Origin of the sequence: Reyranella massiliensis 521 (genome assembly GCF_000312425.1) — a bacterium.
GTDB classification, from domain to species: Bacteria; Pseudomonadota; Alphaproteobacteria; order Reyranellales; family Reyranellaceae; genus Reyranella; species Reyranella massiliensis.
Genome location: NZ_HE997181.1, coordinates 64,925 through 80,074, shown reverse-complemented (window position 1 = coordinate 80,074; position 15,150 = coordinate 64,925). Strand labels below are relative to the sequence as shown.

The 15,150-nt window shown below is 66.0% G+C and carries 13 protein-coding genes; 5 read left to right on the top strand and 8 right to left on the bottom strand.

Features of this window, described 5'->3' with window-relative positions:
* Positions 1 to 66 precede the first annotated feature (66 nt).
* The 3 genes from BN60_RS00455 (at position 67) to BN60_RS00445 (ending at position 2,990) form a co-directional block, all read left to right on the top strand.
* Positions 67 to 612, top strand: coding sequence for an SspB family protein (locus tag BN60_RS00455; protein WP_020693993.1), 546 nt, complete (start codon positions 67 to 69; stop codon positions 610 to 612).
* A gap of 64 nt (positions 613 to 676) precedes the next feature.
* Positions 677 to 2,293 (top strand): fumarate hydratase, encoded by a 1,617-nt coding sequence (locus BN60_RS00450; RefSeq protein WP_020693992.1) that lies wholly within the window; start codon positions 677 to 679, stop codon positions 2,291 to 2,293.
* Between the two features lie 16 nt (positions 2,294 to 2,309).
* The gene (locus tag BN60_RS00445) at positions 2,310 to 2,990 is read left to right on the top strand and encodes a VOC family protein (RefSeq protein ID WP_020693991.1); all 681 of its coding nucleotides are present in this window, start codon (positions 2,310 to 2,312) and stop codon (positions 2,988 to 2,990) included.
* 20 nt (positions 2,991 to 3,010) lie between these two features.
* On the opposite strand, the gene BN60_RS00440 is transcribed toward BN60_RS00445, so the two are convergent.
* Positions 3,011 to 3,394 (bottom strand): DUF6481 family protein, encoded by a 384-nt coding sequence (locus BN60_RS00440; protein ID WP_020693990.1) that lies wholly within the window; start codon positions 3,392 to 3,394, stop codon positions 3,011 to 3,013.
* 26 nt (positions 3,395 to 3,420) lie between these two features.
* On the bottom strand, positions 3,421 to 5,250 hold the full coding sequence (gene typA / locus BN60_RS00435) for a translational GTPase TypA (protein WP_020693989.1): 1,830 nt from the start codon (positions 5,248 to 5,250) through the stop codon (positions 3,421 to 3,423).
* Between the two features lie 103 nt (positions 5,251 to 5,353).
* On the opposite strand from typA, the gene BN60_RS00430 reads away from it, so the two are divergent.
* Positions 5,354 to 5,572: a ribbon-helix-helix domain-containing protein gene (locus BN60_RS00430; protein WP_020693988.1), complete on the top strand. Its 219-nt coding sequence runs from the start codon at positions 5,354 to 5,356 to the stop codon at positions 5,570 to 5,572.
* Positions 5,573 to 5,574: 2 nt separating this feature from the next.
* Here the strand turns inward: BN60_RS00430 and BN60_RS00425 are convergent, their stop codons facing one another.
* Together BN60_RS00425 and BN60_RS00420 are read right to left on the bottom strand one after the other, a co-directional pair.
* The gene (locus tag BN60_RS00425) at positions 5,575 to 6,405 is read right to left on the bottom strand and encodes a nitroreductase family protein (protein WP_020693987.1); all 831 of its coding nucleotides are present in this window, start codon (positions 6,403 to 6,405) and stop codon (positions 5,575 to 5,577) included.
* Positions 6,406 to 6,414: 9 nt separating this feature from the next.
* Positions 6,415 to 9,666 carry an AsmA family protein gene (locus BN60_RS00420; protein ID WP_020693986.1) on the bottom strand — a complete coding sequence of 1,084 codons (3,252 nt, stop codon included), beginning with the start codon at positions 9,664 to 9,666 and terminating at the stop codon, positions 6,415 to 6,417.
* Positions 9,667 to 9,746: 80 nt separating this feature from the next.
* Between BN60_RS00420 and BN60_RS00415 the strand changes: the two genes are divergently transcribed.
* On the top strand, positions 9,747 to 9,938 hold the full coding sequence (locus tag BN60_RS00415; RefSeq protein WP_020693985.1) for a DUF4169 family protein: 192 nt from the start codon (positions 9,747 to 9,749) through the stop codon (positions 9,936 to 9,938).
* A gap of 2 nt (positions 9,939 to 9,940) precedes the next feature.
* On the opposite strand, the gene BN60_RS00410 is transcribed toward BN60_RS00415, so the two are convergent.
* The 4 genes from BN60_RS00410 to BN60_RS00395 form a co-directional block, all read right to left on the bottom strand.
* The gene (locus BN60_RS00410) at positions 9,941 to 10,447 is read right to left on the bottom strand and encodes a winged helix-turn-helix transcriptional regulator (RefSeq protein WP_020693984.1); all 507 of its coding nucleotides are present in this window, start codon (positions 10,445 to 10,447) and stop codon (positions 9,941 to 9,943) included.
* Positions 10,448 to 10,508: 61 nt separating this feature from the next.
* Positions 10,509 to 11,672 carry a Na+/H+ antiporter NhaA gene (nhaA, locus tag BN60_RS00405; RefSeq protein ID WP_020693983.1) on the bottom strand — a complete coding sequence of 388 codons (1,164 nt, stop codon included), beginning with the start codon at positions 11,670 to 11,672 and terminating at the stop codon, positions 10,509 to 10,511.
* 76 nt (positions 11,673 to 11,748) lie between these two features.
* Positions 11,749 to 12,492 (bottom strand): Bax inhibitor-1/YccA family protein, encoded by a 744-nt coding sequence (locus BN60_RS00400; protein ID WP_020693982.1) that lies wholly within the window; start codon positions 12,490 to 12,492, stop codon positions 11,749 to 11,751.
* Between the two features lie 135 nt (positions 12,493 to 12,627).
* Positions 12,628 to 15,144 carry an ABC transporter permease gene (locus BN60_RS00395; RefSeq protein WP_020693981.1) on the bottom strand — a complete coding sequence of 839 codons (2,517 nt, stop codon included), beginning with the start codon at positions 15,142 to 15,144 and terminating at the stop codon, positions 12,628 to 12,630.
* Positions 15,145 to 15,150 lie beyond the last annotated feature (6 nt).

The window sequence follows — 15,150 nt, the reverse complement described above, 5'->3', positions numbered from 1 at the left end:
GCTATTGGCATCGTTGACTCTCCCGCGACGCGGGCCGATGCTTTTTCTGAAATTTTCCGACAGGCCATGAACGATCGCTTTCACTACGACGCTCTCGTCGACGATGCGCTGCGCAGCGTTGTGCGCAGTGTGCTGACGCAAGTGGCGGAGAAGGGTCTGCCCGGCTCACATCACTTCTACATCAGCTTCCGCAGCACCGATCCCGGTGTCGAGCTGCCGGAGTATTTGCGCGCCAAGTACCCCGAAGAAATGACGATCGTGCTCCAGCATCAGTACTGGGACCTGATCATCGGCGACACTTCGTTTGAAGTGACGGTGAGCTTCAACAAGCAGCAGGAACGCATAAAGGTGCCGTTCACTGCGTTGTCGGCCTTTGTCGACCCCTCGGTGCGCTTCGGTCTGCAGTTCGACCGCCGCGACAAGGCGGCGGGCGACAAGCCGGAGGACACCGCGGCCGCCCCTACGGCACTGCCGACACCGGAGAAGCGTCCGCAGGCTGCCCCCCTGGCCGACCAGGAAGCGCAGCCGGAAACCGGCGCCACCGAGGCCGACGCCAAGCCCGAGGATGCGGCCTCCAAGGTCGTCAAGCTCGACAGCTTCCGAAAGAAGTAGGTAGACGCCGCGGCCCGGCTGCGGCAGGGAATGCGCGCCCCGACAGGGTCGCCAGGAGAGAGCCATGCCCGAATTTCAGTTCCAGGAGATGTTTCCCAGCCACGCGGATACGACCTCCTACCGAAAGCTCACCTCCGACTTCGTCGGTACCGCGAAATTCAACGGCCGCGACGTCCTGACGGTCGATCCCGAGGCTCTGACCACGCTGACGGCGGCCGCCTTCCACGACATCTCCCACCTGCTGCGCCCAGGACATCTTCAGCAGCTCCGCAACATCCTCGACGATGCCGAGGCGTCCCCCAACGACAAGTACGTGGCTCTGGAGCTTCTGAAGAACGCCAACATTTCGGCCGGCGGCGTCCTGCCAATGTGCCAGGACACCGGCACCGCCATCGTCATGGGCAAGAAGGGCCAGGCGGTGTGGACCGGCGGCGGCGACGAGGAGGCGATCTCCAGGGGCGTCTACAAGACCTATACCGAGACCAACCTGCGTTACAGCCAGGTCTCGCCGATCTCGATGTTCAAGGAAGTGCAGACCGGCACCAACCTGCCGGCGCAGATCGACATCTATGCGACCGATGGCGATGCCTACAAGTTCCTGTTCATCGCCAAGGGCGGCGGCTCTGCGAACAAGAGCTACCTGCACCAGCAGACGCCGGCGGTGTTGAACGAAGCCTCGCTGCTCAAGTTCCTCGATACGCAGATCCGCACGCTCGGCACCGCGGCCTGCCCGCCCTATCACCTTGCCATCGTGGTCGGCGGCACTTCGGCCGAGATGAACCTCAAGACGGTGAAGCTCGCCTCGACGCGCTACCTCGACGACCTGCCGAGCGAGGGCAACAACAAGGGCGTCGCCATCCGCGACCGCGAGATGGAGCAGAAGGTCCTGGAACTGACGCGCCAGATGGGCATCGGCGCGCAGTTCGGCGGCAAGTATTTCTGCCACGACGTACGAGTGATCCGCATCGCCCGCCACGGCGCCTCGGTTCCGATCGGCATCGGCGTCTCCTGCTCGGCCGACCGCCAGGCGCTGGGCAAGATCACCAAGGACGGGATCTTCCTCGAACAGCTCGAAACCAATCCGGCGCACTTCCTGCCCGAGGTCGAGCCGCAGCAGCTCTCCGGCAACGTCGTGTCGGTCGACCTGAACAAGGGCATGGCGCACACGCTCTCGGTGCTGACGAAGCATCCGGTGAAGACGCGCGTCAACCTGACCGGCACGCTGATCGTCGCGCGTGACTCGGCGCACGCGAAGCTCAAGGAGCGACTCGACCGCGGCGAAGGCCTGCCCGACTACTTCAAGCAGTTCCCCGTCTACTACGCGGGCCCTGCCAAGACGCCCGACGGCATGGCGTCCGGATCGTTCGGCCCGACCACGGCCGGCCGCATGGATTCCTACGTCGACCTGATGCAGGCCAATGGCGGCTCGATGGTGATGCTGGCCAAGGGCAACCGCAGCAAGCAGGTCGTCGACGCCTGCAAGAAGCACAAGGGCTTCTATCTCGGCTCGATCGGCGGTCCGGCCGCCATCCTTGCCAAGAACTGCATCAAGAAGGTCGAGGTGCTGGAGTATCCCGAGCTCGGCATGGAAGCGATCTGGCGCATCCAGGTCGAGAACTTCCCGGCCTTCATCGTCACCGACGACAAAGGCAACGACTTCTTCAGCGAACTGAAGATTTAGGCGTTATGCTTGGCGCATGAACCTCGCCAAGCAGCACCTGGATATCGGCCTCTTCTCCAACAATCGCGACGGTCAGCTCGCCTTCTGGCAGCAGACCGTCGGCCTGCCCTACGACCATATGGGCAAGCTGGGCGGCGGCATGCAGCAGCATCGCCACCACATGAACGGTTCCATCCTGAAGATGAACCATGCGCGGGGGCCCCTCCCCGACGTGCCGCCCTCGGGCATTGTCGGCCTCGAGATCGCGCGCGAAGGTTTGACCGCTCCGCAGAAGCTTGCCGATCCTGACGGCAACCAGGTCACGCTGGTGCCCAAGGGTTTCGAGGGCGTGCAGGGCATCGCGATCCTGCTCAAGGTGAACGACCCCGCGCAACACGACCGCTTCTGGACGGAAGCCATGCAGTTCGAGCGCGTGGGCGATGGCCGCTATCGCTGCGGCGACTCGCTGATCGTCGTCGCCGAGCGCGGCAAGGTGGAGCCGAGCGTCGGCCAGTGGCGAGGCCCCGGCTACCGCTATCTGACGGTCCAGGTCTGGGATTGCCTCGCCGAATACGACGGCATCCTGGCGCGCGGCGGCGCCTCGGGCGGCGAGCCCCGCCTGCTGGGCGATACGGTCCGCTATGCCTTCGTCTGCGATCCCGACGGCAATCACATCGAGATCAGCCAGCGCGCCTCGCTTACGGGCGGAACGCTCTAGGCGTTCCGCAGCGGAGCCACTTACCTCTTCTTGTTCTTGCGGGCCTTGCGCGCAGCGTAGCGGGCGTCGCGGGCCGCCTTCTGTTCGGCTTCGGTCAGCACAGGCTTCGCAGCACGCCGGGCTTCCCGCTCCAGTCGTGCGGCCTCTTCAGCCGCCGCAGCAGCGGCCTCGGCAGCAAGTCGAGCCGCCTCGCGCTCAGCGGCGATCCGGTCTTCTTCGGCCTTCTTTGCGGCGCGGCGTTCGGCCTCGCGAGCCTCGCGAGCCGCGGCGATCGCGGCACGTTCGGCCTGTTTCTTGGCGAGTTCCGGATCGTTGGCTTTCGCCCGCGCCTTCTCGAGCAAGGCCTGCTTGGCCGCGGCCGCTGTTGCCAGACGGTCGCCGAAATCAACGTTCCTACCGCTCATCTTCCGCTCTTGTTCCTCTAGTTGTCTTACTCGGCCGCCGCGGCAGCCTGCTTCTTGGCGCGCTTGCGATCCTCGGCGTTGAGGAAGCGCTTGCGCAGCCGGATCGATTTCGGGGTGATCTCGACGAGTTCGTCCTCTTCAATATAGGCGATTGCCTGCTCGAGCGACATCTTGCGCGGCGGCGTGAGGCGAACCGCCTCGTCCTTGCCCGCAGCGCGGATGTTGGTGAGCTGCTTGCCCTTCAGGACGTTCACTTCGAGGTCGTTGCCGCGGCTGTGCTCGCCGATCACCATGCCCATGTAAACGGGCACGCCCGGCTCGATGAACATCGGGCCGCGATCCTCGAGGTTCCACATCGCGTACATCACCGCGTTGCCCGCGGCGTTGGCGATCAGCGCACCGTTGCGGCGGCCGGCGATCGGGCCGCGATAGGGGCCGTACTCGTGGAACAGGCGGTTCATCACGCCGGTGCCGCGCGTGTCGGTCAGGAACTCGCCGTGATAACCGATCAGGCCGCGCGACGGGGCGTAGAACACGAGGCGGGTCTTGCCGGCGCCCGAGGGGCGCATGTCCTGCAGCTCGCCCTTGCGCAGCGAGATCTGCTCGACGACGACGCCGGTATAGGCGTCGTCGACGTCGATCACGACTTCCTCGATCGGTTCCTGGCGCTGGCCCGTGACCGGGTCGGTCTGGAACAGCACGCGCGGACGGCCGACGGCGAGCTCGAAGCCTTCACGGCGCATCGTCTCGATCAGCACGCCGAGCTGCAATTCGCCGCGACCGGCGACTTCGTAGGAGTCGGCGTTCTCGGTGTCGCTGACGCGGATCGCGACATTGCCCTCGGCTTCGCGCATCAAACGCGCGCGAATCATGCGGGTCGTGACCTTGTCGCCTTCGGTGCCGGCGAGCGGCGAGTCGTTGACCGAGAAGGTCATCGCCAGTGTCGGCGGATCGATCGGCTGAGAGGTGATCGGCTCGGCGATCGTCAGATCGCCGAGCGTGTCGGCCACGGTGGCGACCTTCATGCCGGCAACGGCGATGATGTCCCCGGCCTCGGCCGACTCGAGCGCCACGCGCTCGAGGCCGCGGAACGCCAGGATGCGCGAGATGCGGGTCTGCTCGAGTTCCTTACCGTCGCGGCCGAGCGCCTTGACCATCGTGTTGGGCTTGATCGAGCCCGACAGGATGCGGCCCGTCAGGATGCGGCCGAGGAAGTTGTCGGCCTCGAGTGTCGTCACCAGCATGCGGAACGCGGGATCGGGATCGACCTTCGGCGCCGGCACGTGATTCACCAGGAGCTCGAACAACGGCGTCATGTCCGTATGCTCGGCCTCCAGCGAGGTCGCGGCCCAGCCCTGGCGGGCCGAGGCGAAGAGCGTCGGGAAGTCGAGCTGCTCATCGCTGGCTTCGAGTGCCGAGAACAGGTCGAACACCTCGTCATGCACCTCGTGGGCGCGGGCGTCGGAGCGGTCGACCTTGTTGATGAGGACGATCGGCTTCAGGCCGAGGCGCAGCGCCTTGCCCAGCACGAACTTGGTCTGCGGCAGCGGCCCTTCGGCCGCGTCGACCAGCAGGACCACGCCATCGACCATCGACAGGATGCGCTCGACTTCACCGCCGAAGTCGGCGTGGCCGGGCGTGTCGACGATGTTGATGCGCGTCCCACGCCACTCGACCGAGGTCGCCTTGGCGAGGATGGTGATCCCGCGCTCGCGCTCGAGATCGTTGGAGTCCATGACACGCTCGGCGACCTGCTGGTTCTCGCGGAAGGTGCCGCTTTGCTTCAGCAGGCAGTCGACCAGTGTGGTCTTGCCATGGTCGACGTGCGCGATGATCGCGACGTTACGGATTTCCATAAAATGTTTGTCCGGAGGGGTTGGTTGGCGGCGCTTATACGCACGCTCTGTGACGGCGGCAAGGCGGGTTGAGGGGGCGACTTGCCGCTGTCACAGTCCGGACATGCATAAACGCTCGGTCACTATCGACGGCCACCGGACCAGCATCTCCCTGGAAGATGCCTTCTGGGCTGAACTTTCCGCGATCGCCCGTGCCCGCGGCCTCTCCCTCAATGCGCTGGTGGCCGAAATCGACCACGCCCGCGGAACGCCCGAGGCCGGAAACCTGTCGAGCGCGCTCCGCCTCTACGTGCTCGAAGAGTTGAAGAAGCAGCGAGGCTAATATCAGTCGAGCTTGAAGCCCTTGGCGCGCACGAATGCGCCGAAATCGGCGCGCTCCTGTACCGAATATTGCCGAGCCTTGTCCTCCGACCAGCCATAGGCCGGGTCCTCGCCGAACTTGTCGACGAAGCGCTGGCTCTTGTAGGGCTGGGTCTCGTTACGCCTTTGGTCGTAGGCCGCGACCTTTTCGCGAAGGCCGGTCTCGTCGTAGCGGTCGCGATGAATCGACACGTCGAGGCCAAGGCGCGGGCTCATCACCCCCTCGAAGGACGGCCAGCCAATCCCCAGCCCGGCCACGGGAAACACATGCTGCGGCAGGCCCAGCACCTCCGAAACCTTGGCAGCCTGGTTGCGGATCTGGCTGATCGGGCAGGTGCCGAGGCCGACCCGGTCGGCGGCCGCGATGAAGGTCGCCAGCACGATGCCGGCATCGACCGCCGCATTGAAGAACGGATCGAGATAGTCGTTCACGAAGGGCCGGCCCCGCCATTCGAACATCAGCCGATGGCGACGGTTGTTGCCGCAGAACACCAGGAGGGCCGGACCGGCGGCGGCCCAGGGATTTTCCGGGATCAGCGCCTGGAGCTTCTCGCGCTGCGCCTTGTCGGTGACGACCACGATGTCGGCCTGCTGCAGATCGCTCTTGGAGGGCGCCGACAGGGCCACGGCGCAAAGCGTCTCCAGCAGGGCCGGATCAATCGGCTTGTCGGAGTAGCGCCGCACGACGCGGCGATTGGCCATCTCTGCCAGCACATCGACTCCCTTGGGGGCTTCGTCGAGTGCGGGCGCTGTACCGAACCGTGCCTTGAGCACGGTCTTGAGACGATCGAGCACTTCAACTCCTCAGCGGCCGAAAATGTTGGGAAGGGGAATGTTCGGGATCGGCGAACGCGACGGCTGCTGTTGCTGCTGTTGCTGCTGGCCGCCCGGAAGGACGTTCGGCGCGCCCGGCAAGGTGCTGGCCATGCCCGGCGGATCCTTGGCGGTGCCGCGCACCACGTTGAGCGACGGCGACGAGGTCGAGCCGCGCGCGGTGGTGATCAGGTACGGCGCCGATGGATCTTCGGCGATGATGAAGTTGATCGTGGTGTCGGTCGTCGAGTTGCCGAGGTTCGTCCGGGTCGAGATCCGCGCCGTCGCGCGATTGCCCTGCACCGTCAGCCCCTTGTCGGTGACGACGCCGCCGGCAATGGAAAGCTGACCGGCGATCGGGCTGTCGTGGTTCACGAATCGGTTCAACACCAGGGAGATGGCATTGAGAAGATTGCCGACGCCCACGCCGCCTTTCTGGCCCACCGCGCCCAGCAAGTTGCCCAGCGTCTGATCGATGACGCCGCTGGCCGCGCCCGTGGCCGCAGTGCCCAGAATCTGCAGGGTCTTGTCGGCGCCGACGAAGACATGGCCGCTGAGCTGCGTGCCGCCTGCCATCGAAGCCCTGATCTGGTCTGCCGTGGTGCCGCCGGCACGCATCGAGATGCCGTTGGCATTGAGCTTGCCGTCGATCGTCACCTTGACGGCGCCACCGAACTGATTGCTGCCCGAGGTGCTGCGCAGCATCTCGCCGATGATCAGGTTGTTGGCGTCGCCCTTGAAATCCAGGGCAAGCGCTGGCTGGCTGCCATTGACGGTGCCGGCCAAAGCCAGCGAACCGCCATAGAGTCCACCCTTGAAGTGCTGCACCGTCAGAACGCCGTCCTTCAGCGTCGCTGCGAGATCGGCATTGCCGATGCGCAGCGACCCGCTGGTCAGCGTGCCGGCCGACAGCTTCAACGAGCCATCGACCGAACGCAGCGGCGCTGTATCGATCGGCTTGGCAGCCGCGGCCCGCTGGCCGCGCGCCGGGGCACGTGCGGCCGTTCCACCGCCACCGCCGCCCCCGAGCTTGTCGAGATCGAGCGCATTGGCGCGCAGGTCGGCGGTGATGACCGGCTTGCCGGTCAGCCTGGCATCGATCGTCCCTTCAATCGCCTGACCGTTCAGCACGACGGAGCCCTTGTAGGCGGCTGATTGCGGCGCGCCCTTCGCTGCCCCCGGCAGCGCCAGCGTGCCGCTCGCCTTCACGTTCTGGCCCGCGGCATTGACAGTGAGTTCGCGCAGCGTGAGTTGTTCGATCGTGCCGGCGATCCCGCCACTCGCACTGACCGCACCGAGGTCCGACGGACCGGAAGCGCCCACGACCTTGAGCACGCGGCCCATGTCGGGGGCTTCGAAATTGAACGCGATGTCGGGCCGCGGCTGCGGCGCCGAATAGTTCGCCACCGTGCCGCGTACGGCGAACCTGCCGCCGCCGATATTGCCGACCTTGACGTCGTTCAGCCGCAGCGTGCTTCCTTGCAACGCCACGTCGACATCGACGCCCTGGATCGTCTCCTTGTTGTAGACGAGCTTGGCCACCTTGGCCTTGAGCCCGATCGAGGGGCCGGCGGCGGGCTGCCGTGCCGATGGTGCAGGCGCCGACGCAGCCGGCGCCGATGCTGCGGGCTTCTGTGCCGCCGCCGGCACCAGGAAGGAGTCGAGATCGAGCGTGTCGATGTTGAGGCTGGTCACGATCGACAGCGGCACGCCGAATGTCACCACGACACCGCCATTGCCCTTGAGATCGTCGAGTTCGAAGACCGCGTCGCTCACCTGCACGTTGCCGCCCGAGGACGCCATGCGCCCCTTGAGGCTGAGCTTCTGCAGCTTGGAGGCAGGCACCGACGCCATGTCGACTTCGAGCCAGCTCAACGTCTCGCGCAGCTTCGGCCCGACGAGGCTGAACTCGCCGGTGACATTCGGCTTCGCCGCATCGCCCGTCATGGTCGACCTGGCCTGCAGGACCATGTCGCCCGGCAGGGTGGCGGAAAGCTTCGGTACGGCGACGGCACCGCCGCGTGCATCGAGTTCGACCACCGCGTTACGGATAGTCTTCTTATTGTAGACGATCTCGCCGATATCGAGGGCAAGCTTGGCCGTAACGTTGCCCAGCATGCTGCCGCCGGACAGGGCGGGAGCAGCGGCCGGCCGGTTGGCGGCTGGCGGCGGGTTGGCAGGCGGCGTGGCTGGCGGTGCCGCAGGACGCGCAACGGCTGCCATCCACTTGTCGAGATCGAGCTTGGGGATGGCGATTTTGCCGTCGACGGCCAGCGTTGGCTTCAGAGCTACCGCGAACGAACCCGAACCGCTGTCCTGGCCCAGCGTCATCTTGAAGTCCTTGGCGGCAAAGGCAGTTTGCGACGCCTCGACGGCGCCGTCGAAAACGAACCTGCCCGCGAGCAACGGCGGCAATGCCGGCTCGGGCTGTCCGGCAAGCTTGACCAGCGTGCCGACGAAGCCCGTGAGGGAATCGGTCGCCACGGAAGCAATACCGGCAATCTGCGCCGTCGGTCCGAGTTCGCTCAGCGTTCCCCGGAACGAGAGCTTGCCCCCTCCCGCCTGCAGAGTGACCTCCGCATTGTGTCCGCTGCTGCCCTTGGGGCCGACAGCAAGATCGAGCTTGAGAGGCGAGCCGTTGATGTCGGCGCCGCCGGCCAGAGTATAGGGGCCGTCGAGCGAACCGACCGATGCGGAGAAGTTCGCCTTGTCGGCGACTACGGAAATGCCCGCCTTGGAATCGCTGAAGATCAACGTGCCGTTTTCAATCGTGAGCCGGCCGAGCGACAGCGGCTTGGGCGAGACCGGCTTGGGAGCAACAGGCTTCGCTTCGGCGACCGACGGCGCGAACTCCCAGTTCGGCTTACCCTCGGCGTTGATTTCGAGCACGATCTTGGGCTCGATCAGCGTCACCTCGCTCACCTCGATATTGCCGGCAAGCAGACCGAACAGCGACGGCTTCACGGTAACCGACTTCATCTCGACCATGCTGGGATTCTTGGCACCCGGCACGTTGGAGAACTTCACGCCGGTGACCGAGACCGTCGGCGTCGGCAGGATCGACAGCGAGATCGGACCGTCGATCACGAGATCGCGGCCGGTCATGGCCTTCACCTCCGACACGATCATCGGCTTGTACGAATTGACATCGACAAGAAGCGGCGCCGCAACCGACGCCACGACCACCAGACCGACTACGCTGCCGCCACCGATCAGGAGTTTCTTGCTCAGGCTCGAAGGCATGGATTCTCCTGTAATCCGACTCGGGGCGAACACTAGCGCATCGCCCCAACACACGGCATAGAGAAATCGGAGCTTCTCACATGACCGAGATCGTCAACCTGCAACGCGCACGCAAGGAACGGGCCCGACGGGAACGCGAGGCGCAAGCCGATGCCAACCGTCGCCGCTTCGGGCGAACCAAGGCGGAAAAAGCGTCCGACCGGGACACCGCAAGCCGAACGACGCGCACACTCGACGGCAAGCGCCTCGACGATCCCGCAAAGAAAGACTGAACTCAGCGTGGCGTCTTGTTGACCGCAAGGCGCTCGAAGAAGGAGCGCGTGTTCTGGTCGGCCCCCGGTCCGGCAACGGCTCGCACGTTGGTGAGCTCGATCCGCCGGCCGGTGTCGGAGTCAATCAACACCGGATCCAACGGACGGCCGTCGCCACGATCGACGAGGTCCATCGGCCTGCCGCCGCGTGCCGCCGCCCCGTAGCGGTCGCCCCACTGCTTCAGGCCGACGATCACCGTGAAGAGCGCCGCGCCTTTGTCGGTCAGACGATACTCATGGCGCAACGGGCGCTGGCGATAGGCCGTCTTCCGGAACACGCCTGCCTCGACGAGTTTCTTCAGCCGCGCCGTCAACACGTTGCGTGCGATGCCGAGATTCTCTTGAAAGTCGTCGAACCGCCGCACGCCGTAGAAAGCGTCTCGCACGATCAGCAGCGTCCACGGCTCGCCCACGACATCGAGCGCCGAAGCGATCGAACAGTTCATCTGCTCGTAGGAGGTGCGCCGCATGGGGAAAGTATAAGGCGGCAGGCGCAGGGCGCAATCTGCCCTGCCGCGCAGACCTGACGTGCTAGTTGCGACTGCCCAGCCGCAACACGAGGTAGCCGACCACGGCCGAAAGCAAGGACCCCGCCAGCACGCCCAGCCGAACTGCGGCTTCATAACGGGGATCGTGGAAGGCGAGCGTGCCGATGAACAGGCTCATGGTGAAGCCGATGCCGCCCAGGATGGAGACACCATAGAGAGTACGCCACGAGCCGCCGGCCGGCATGGCCGCCACCCCGGAGAGGATCAATAGGGCCGCGCCCAGGACAATACCGATCTGCTTGCCGACAAACAGGCCGGCCATGATGCCGAGCGGCACCGGCTCGAACAGGCTGCCAAGCGACAGGTCGGCCAGCGAAAGCCCCGCATTGGCAAAGGCAAAGGCCGGCATGATCAGCCACGCCGACCAGGGTTTCAGCGCATGTTCGAGATGGATGGCGGGCCGCTTGTCGTCGGCGACGCCGGACACGCGCAGCGGAATGAACATCGCCAGCACGACACCGGCCAGGGTAGCGTGGACGCCCGACTTCAGCACCGACACCCAGAGGACCGCCCCCACGACGGCATAGGGACCGATACGTCGCACGCCGGAGGCGTTGAGGACGGCGAGGACGGCGACGCAAAGAGCTGCAACGGCCAGTGCCTCGGCCGAGAGCTGGCCGGTATAGAAGATGGCGATCACGACGATGGCGCCGAGATCGTCGACGATGGCGAGGGTCGTGAGGAAGACCTTCAGAGCGAGCGGCACGCGCCGGCCGAGGACGGCCAGCACCCCCAGCGAAAACGCGATGTCAGTCGCCGCCGGGATCGCCCAGCCATGCAAGGCTACCGGATCGCCCCAGTTGATCGCGGCGTAGACAAGGGCGGGAACGGCCATGCCGCCCACCGCACCGGCAATCGGCAGAGCGACCTGCGAGGGTCGCGACAGCTCGCCCTCGACCACTTCGCGTTTGATCTCCAGGCCGACCAGCAGGAAGAACACGGCCATCAGGCCGTCGTTGATCCACAGCAGCAGCGGCTTGCTGAGGCCGATCTCGCCATAGGACACGGTGAGCTTCTCGCCCACCAGCGACTTGATGGCACCGTCGAGGGGCGAATTGGCCAGCACCAGGGCCGCCAGCGCCGCCCCCAGGAGCGGCACGGCGGATGCCGCTTCGCTGTCCATGAAGGATTTCAGTCTGCCCGCCATCGGTGCGTCTCCTGCAAAGCAAAACGCCCGGGTCTTTCGACCCGGGCGTTTCTTAAACTGTCTCTCTAGGCCAGGGCTAGTCGCGGTTCTGGCCCATGAAACTCATGAGGAACTGGAACAGGTTCACGAAGTCGAGATACAGGCTCAGCGCACCGAAGATGGCGACCTTCTCCTGTACGTCCGTGCCCCAGGCCTCGGCATACTGCTCCTTGATCTTCTGGGTGTCGTAGGCAATCAGGCCCGAGAAGATCAGCACGCCGGCGGCCGAGATGATGAAGCTCATCGTGCCCGACGGCCAGATCATGTTGACGAGGCCGGCCAGAATCAGGCCGATCACGCCCATGAACAGGAACTTGCCGAACGCGGTGAGGTCACGCTTCGTCGTGTAGCCATAGAGGCTCAGCGCGCCGAAGGCGGCGGCCGTCACGAAGAAGGTGCGCGCGACCGACGCGCCGGTGTAGCGGAACAGCAGCAGCGACAGGCTGACGCCCATCAGTGCCGTGACTGCCCAGTAGACGGCCTGTACCGCACCCGTGCTCATCTGCGCCGCGCGGAACGACGTCAGCAGCAGCAGGCCGAGCGGCGCGAAGATCGCGATCCAGCCCAGAATGTTCAGACCAACGACGCGGCCTGCCTGGACCTGAAAGAACAAGCCCGCCAGAGCCGGCGAGCTGAACAACGCAAAGGCAACAATGCCCGAGAGCGCGAGGCCGGACGCCATGTAGTTGTATACGCGCACCATATGGGCGCGTAGACCGACGTCGAACGACGCCTGGTCGGCAACTGTGCCGGCACGGTTGAAGGTGTCGAAGTTTGCCATATGAATTCAGCCTCCAAGGGGGCCTCGTTTTGCCGAGCCCCTTCGCCGGGTAATTTGGGGTTACAGCTCGACTGAATCAATAGGGATTCGAGCGTGCGAGATTGCGATTTCGCCCACCCCGGAGAACTTTTTGCGTCACTCGTTACGCAACAAGGCCAGCGGCCGCTGCCGCAAAGCCGCCAAGGTGCCGGCCAGACCGAAGGCCAGGGTGAGCGCCATCGCGCCCAGCGCAACGGCGATCGCCACCGTCGGCAGGAAGGTCCACTCCAGGTTCATCAGCCGGCGGACCACGAGATAGGCACCCAGGGTGCCGACGCCCAGTGCCGCGGCGGCGGTCGCGAGGCCAAGCGCGGCGAACTCCCAGGCGAAGATGCCGGCGATGCGCCCGCGCGTGGCGCCCAGCACCTTCATGACCACCGCCTCGTGCACACGCCGCCGTTGGGTCGCCAGCATGGCGCCCGCCAGCACCAGCACGCCGGCCAGGATGCTGAGGAAGCCGATGACGCGGCTGGCCAGACCGATGTTGCCCAGCACGCTCGCGGCGGTCTCGATGGCGTCGCGGATGCGCACCACGGTGACGTTGGGGAACTTGTCCGTTATCGCCTTGAAGATCGCCTCCTCTGCCTCCGGCGTGGACTTCACCGTGGCGAGGAAGGTGTGCGGCGCCTTGTCGAGCGTGCCCGGCGAGTAGACGAACACGAAATTGATGGCGAGCGTCGTCCATTCGATGCGCCGCAACGAGGCGATCTTTGCTTCGATGTCGCGGCCGAGCACGTTCACCGTGATCGTGTCGCCCAGTCCGAGGCCGAACTGCCGCGCCAGGTTCTCGTCGAAGGAGATGAGCTGCGGCCCGCGATAGTCGGCCGGCCACCATTCGCCGGCGACGATGCGAGAGCCTTCGGGCGGCGTCGCCGAATAGGTCACACCGCGATCGCCTTCGACCGCCCAGCGCGCATCGGACGGCACGGCAATCTCGCTCACCGGCTTGCCGCCGATCTTGACGATGCGGCCGCGCAGCGACGGCACCTTCTCCAGAGGGCCGGCGCCGGGGACCTCCGAGATGGCCCTTTCGAAGTCGGCGATCTGGCTCGACTGGATATCCACGAAGAAGAAAGCCGGCGCGTCGTTCGGGATGCGCCGCGTGATCTGTTCCCGCAGGTTGCCCTCGATCAGCGCCGTCGCCACCAGCACGGTGAGGCCGAGGCCCAACGACAACATGACGATCGGCGTCGGTGCACCCGGGCGATGCAGATTGGCGAGCGCCAAGCGCAGCGCGGCGAGCTTGGGCTTGCCGACACGGGCGGCGGCCATCATCAGCAGCCGTGCCAGCAGCGGGAAGGCGATGAAGGCCCCGATCGCACCCAGGACGAAATAGGCCGCGATCCGCCGGCTGTCGGCGGTGAAGATGGTGAAGGCCGCCAGCGCCACGGCGACGGCGCCGATCAGCAACGCATCGCGCCAGGCGAGCCTGCCCTGCTCGACCACGGCGCCGCGCATCAAGGTGGCCGCCGGCACGCCGCGGGCGCGAATCAGCGGCACCAGCGCGAACAGCAGCGAGACCAGCAGGCCAAATCCCGCGGCGGTCGCCAGCGGACCGGCATAGAGAGCGACCCGCGCCCGCACCGGCAGGACGTCGGCAATCAGCGACTGCGCGACAAAGGGCAAGGCCGCGCCGACCACAAGGCCGACAGCGACGCCGAACGCGGCCAGCACGGCGAGCTGCAGGAAGTAAGTCGTGAAGACCAGCCGCTCCGGCGCCCCCAGGCACTTCAAGGTAGCGATGGTGCGCAGGCGTCCTGCCAGAAAGCTCGAGATCGCATTGCCGACACCGACACCGCCCACCAGCAGCGAGGCCAGGCCGATCAGGCCGATGAACTGCGTCAGCCGGTCCAGCCAGAAGCGGATGCCGCCGCCGGCTTCGTCGAGCCCTCGCACGCGCCAGCCGGCGTCGGGAAAGCGCGCCTTGAGCGCATCGATCGTCGCGCGGTCGGACCGGCCCGGCGGCAGACTGAGCCGGTATTCCCAGTTGAGCAGGCTGCCTGGCTGAACCAGTCCCGACTCGACCACCGCGTCGAAGGGAATCATCAGCCGCGGCCCGAGGCTCGCAAAGGCGTTGAGGCCACGATCAGGTTCGCGGGCAATGATCCCGCGCACCTCGACCACGACTTCGCCGACGCGCAGCATGTCGCCCGGCGCCATGTTCATGCGGCGCAGCGCCGACTCCTCGACCACGGCGCCCCAGATGCCGTTACGCTTGGCAAGCGCATCTCCCAGGGTGCCACCGCCCTGAAGTTCGACCGCGCCATAGAGCGGATAGGCGGGCTCGACTGCCTTGAGCTGAACCAGCGCGGGCCGGCCATCTTCCTTGGTCGGGCGCGCCATGGCACGGCTGTCGATCCAGCGCACGAGCCGCCCCTGCTCGCGCATGAAAGCCATCTGCTCCGGCGTCGCTTCACGGTAGAGGATCGAGATCGCGACATCGCCGCCCATGATCTCGCGGGCGTCGGCGCGCAGCCCTTCCTCGACGGCGCGGCTGAACGACAGGATCGCGGCGATCGCCGCCACACCCAGCGCCAGACAGGCGATGAACAGGCGAAAGCCACCAAGGCCGCTTCGCATCTCGCGACGGGCGAGGCGCAGCGCGAGATTCATGTCGGG

What these genes read in the sequence shown, in the direction of transcription:
- BN60_RS00455 (WP_020693993.1), top strand. Translation starts at nt 67, where the DNA reads ATGAACGATCGCTTTCACTACGACGCTCTCGTCGACGATGCGCTGCGC.
- BN60_RS00450 (WP_020693992.1), top strand. Translation starts at nt 677, where the DNA reads ATGCCCGAATTTCAGTTCCAGGAGATGTTTCCCAGCCACGCGGATACG.
- BN60_RS00445 (WP_020693991.1), top strand. Translation starts at nt 2,310, where the DNA reads ATGAACCTCGCCAAGCAGCACCTGGATATCGGCCTCTTCTCCAACAAT.
- BN60_RS00440 (WP_020693990.1), bottom strand. Translation starts at nt 3,394, where the DNA reads ATGAGCGGTAGGAACGTTGATTTCGGCGACCGTCTGGCAACAGCGGCC.
- typA (WP_020693989.1), bottom strand. Translation starts at nt 5,250, where the DNA reads ATGGAAATCCGTAACGTCGCGATCATCGCGCACGTCGACCATGGCAAG.
- BN60_RS00430 (WP_020693988.1), top strand. Translation starts at nt 5,354, where the DNA reads ATGCATAAACGCTCGGTCACTATCGACGGCCACCGGACCAGCATCTCC.
- BN60_RS00420 (WP_020693986.1), bottom strand. Translation starts at nt 9,666, where the DNA reads ATGCCTTCGAGCCTGAGCAAGAAACTCCTGATCGGTGGCGGCAGCGTA.
- BN60_RS00415 (WP_020693985.1), top strand. Translation starts at nt 9,747, where the DNA reads ATGACCGAGATCGTCAACCTGCAACGCGCACGCAAGGAACGGGCCCGA.
- BN60_RS00410 (WP_020693984.1), bottom strand. Translation starts at nt 10,447, where the DNA reads ATGCGGCGCACCTCCTACGAGCAGATGAACTGTTCGATCGCTTCGGCG.
- nhaA (WP_020693983.1), bottom strand. Translation starts at nt 11,672, where the DNA reads ATGGCGGGCAGACTGAAATCCTTCATGGACAGCGAAGCGGCATCCGCC.
- BN60_RS00400 (WP_020693982.1), bottom strand. Translation starts at nt 12,492, where the DNA reads ATGGCAAACTTCGACACCTTCAACCGTGCCGGCACAGTTGCCGACCAG.
- BN60_RS00395 (WP_020693981.1), bottom strand. Translation starts at nt 15,144, where the DNA reads ATGAATCTCGCGCTGCGCCTCGCCCGTCGCGAGATGCGAAGCGGCCTT.